Origin of the sequence: uncultured Campylobacter sp., from assembly GCF_938031315.1 — a bacterium.
Lineage (GTDB): Bacteria > Campylobacterota > Campylobacteria > Campylobacterales > Campylobacteraceae > Campylobacter_B.
The window spans coordinates 1-2,018 of record NZ_CALHHT010000223.1 but is presented as its reverse complement, the minus strand read 5'-3'; the positions used below and the strand labels follow the sequence as shown (position 1 = coordinate 2,018).

General features: G+C 48.9%; 3 protein-coding genes. All 3 read right to left on the bottom strand.

From position 1 onward, the window contains the following. A partial coding sequence (gene bioD, locus Q0236_RS05590; protein WP_297915909.1) for an ATP-dependent dethiobiotin synthetase BioD occupies positions 1 to 371 on the bottom strand: 371 nt, incomplete at its 3' end. Positions 372 to 556: 185 nt separating this feature from the next. Beyond that, the gene (locus tag Q0236_RS05585; protein ID WP_297915907.1) at positions 557 to 1,069 is read right to left on the bottom strand and encodes a pyridoxamine 5'-phosphate oxidase family protein; all 513 of its coding nucleotides are present in this window, start codon (positions 1,067 to 1,069) and stop codon (positions 557 to 559) included. After that, the coding region (gene ftsZ / locus Q0236_RS05580; protein WP_297915905.1) for a cell division protein FtsZ at positions 1,070 to 2,018 on the bottom strand (949 nt) is incomplete at its 5' end.

The following is a 2,018-nucleotide window of genomic DNA, read 5'->3' as shown; positions in this document are numbered from 1 at the left end:
TCGCGCGAGTTTAGCGGCACGAAAATACCGCCCGCGCCTTCGATCAGCGTGATTTCGCACTGCGCCGAATGAGCGTCGATAAATTTTAAAATTTCATCCGTCTTGATCTCTCGATGCTCTAAACTCGCGCTGTAATGCGGCGAAGCCGGAAATTTAAATGCATAAATCGGCGCAATGTCGCTAGCTGAGCTTACTTTAGCATACTCGCTTACATCCGGCGCGACAAGCTTGCCGCCGCTTATCTCGCATCCCGTCTGCACGGGCTTTAACGCGATTGCTGTGCGACCGCTTTGTAAAAACGCCCGCAGAAGCGAAGCCGTAACGAATGTCTTTCCTACCTCCGTATTCACGGCGGTTACAAAAAATTTCAATCTCGCTCCTTTAAAGCCCATCATAGCTGAAATCAAATAGCGGCGTTGAAAAGAGGTACCGCACTAAACCCAAGCGAATGTCGATCGCAGGTAAAGTAGGGCGGTCGACAAAAAGGACAAAAACATATAAAAGAAGAGATTCCTGCAAAGTAAGGCATAGCGCAGGAAGCGCAAATTTGGACGCATTATAAAATTTTAGCCTTTGCGGTTACGGATTTTATTTTGAGTTCGTAAATTTTCATGCGCTTTAATGATGCTCTGGAGGCGAACTCCACGCGCGACATGTAGTTTGGGGTGTATTTTTCGCATAGTATCCGCAGGGCGTAAATTTTACGCTCGTCATCTTCTATTTCACTTGCTTCGCAAACGGCGATCGCGCTGCGGTACTCCGTCGTATAAACTCTAGAGCCTAAAGCGGCAGCGTCGTTTGCGATAGATCGGTATTCTTCGTCGCTTGGGGTAGGAACGCGGTTATAGCTAACAAAAACCGCCGTTACCGCGCGTCCGTTTTGAAAGAGTTTTGCCTTTGTGCCGGCAGGCGCGCCGTGGATGTAAATAACGTCTGCATCGCGTACGGGCGAGATAGGCACGCTAAAAATTTCGCCGCTATCGTCTATGCAGCTAAGCGTAGCGTACTCGCTCTCGTCGATGATTTTTAACGCCTCATCTTCGCTTAGCTGCCTATCTCGTCTACGCATTTAGTCCATCTGGTTGCGTAGGAATGCGGGCTCGTCGAGCTCGTCGTAGGTTTCGTCTCCGTTAAAATCGCCGCTACTTACCTTTTGTCTAGAAAAGATAGAATTTCGACCCATGCTCTCTAAAAGCGCCTTTCTGCGATCGGCTACGTTATCGCTGGCGACCTGCTTTTTTTCCTCGACGCTCCTTTCAAAGCCGGTGGCGATGAGAGTAACCTCGACGCGGTTATTTTCCATCTTAGGATCGGTGGTGGTACCCCAAGTAACGTCGGCATCCTTATCCACGGTATCTTCGATGATATTCATCGCGGATTCGATCTCAAGCAAGGAGCAATCAGGCGACATCTTAAAATGTACTAACACGCCCATAGCGCCGTGGATAGAGGTATTATCCAAAAGTGGAGATTGGATCGCGCTTTTTAGCGCTTCTTCCGCCGCGCCGTCACCCTCGCTAACGCCTATACCCATCAGCGCTAGGCCGCGGTGAGTCATTACTTTTTTAACGTCGGCATAATCGACGTTGATATCGCTATCGCCCGATTCTAAGATCACGGAGATCATACCGTTTACGGCTTGGAATAGGACATTATCTACGATCTTAAAGGCATCTTTTAGGCCGGTTTTTTTATCGATGATCTTCAATAAATTTTGATTTGGGATAACGATTATGGAATCGCACTCTTTTTTAAGCTCTTCAAGACCCTCTTGCGCTAATCGCATACGCTTTTTACCCTCAAAACCGAAAGGAGTAGTAACGACGCCGATAGTTAGCGCTTTTTTCTCTTTCGCAGCTTTTGCAACGATAGGTGCAGCGCCCGTACCAGTACCGCCACCTAGACCGGAGCCCACGAAAACGATGTCGGAGTAGTCCAAGCGGTCCTTAAGATCGTCGTAGTTCTCCTCCGCAGCCATCTTAGCAAGCGCAGGATCCATACCGCAACCAAGGCCCTTG